Consider the following 712-nt stretch of genomic DNA (forward strand, 5'->3'; position numbering starts at 1 on the left):
TTTTTAATGCTAGTAACAAAGTAGGAAGAATTGAATTTAAGGCTTGTAGCAGGCGCTCATAAATACCCGTAATAAAAGCAATAGTGCCACCACTAACACCCGGCACAATATCAGCGGCACCCATCAACACTCCCTTTATAAAAACCCATCCATCTATTTTCACATCTACCTCTTTATGGTGCCGTTTTGTATCTTAAATTTATTAGCGAATCGTTCCTGGAAGAAAGGGTACGAACATCGCAGGCTCAATTATCTTTTGTTCATAACTTGAGCCTTTTCTTGTGACAATAGTTAAGCTTTGTTGAGCATCTCCCAAAGGCAAAATCATCCGCCCGCCCTCTTTTAACTGACGAACCAGCTCCAATGGAATTTCTGTGGGCGCCGCCGTCATAATCACTGCGTCATACAAACCACGCTCCGGCCAGCCTATCCCGCCATCGGCATGACGAGTACTGATATTATTCAAGCCTAGCAGCTTAAAGCGTTGAACCGCTTTTTCTAACAGAGGATTAATTCTCTCAACACTATAGACCTCACCCACCAACTGAGCCAAGACCGCCGCCTGATACCCAGAGCCGGTGCCAAGTTCAAGAACTCTACGCGGCGCCGTTTGCAGCAACAACTCAGTCATTCTCGCAACAATATAAGGTTGGGAAATAGTTTGGTTGTGCCCAATCGGTAAAGCTGTATCTTCATAAGCCCGATGAGATAG

Annotated in this window: 2 protein-coding genes; both read right to left on the reverse strand. The window is 45.1% G+C overall.

The window, feature by feature from the left end; genetic code table 11:
- Positions 1 to 124, reverse strand: a 124-nt coding sequence (locus A3729_RS31190) for an undecaprenyl phosphate translocase family protein (protein WP_156498183.1), incomplete at its 3' end; no start/stop codon positions are given.
- A gap of 78 nt (positions 125 to 202) precedes the next feature.
- Positions 203 to 712 (reverse strand): protein-L-isoaspartate(D-aspartate) O-methyltransferase (locus tag A3729_RS27940; protein ID WP_068634515.1); only part of this gene is annotated, 510 nt, incomplete at its 5' end.

The organism is Oleiphilus sp. HI0043 (genome assembly GCF_001634935.1).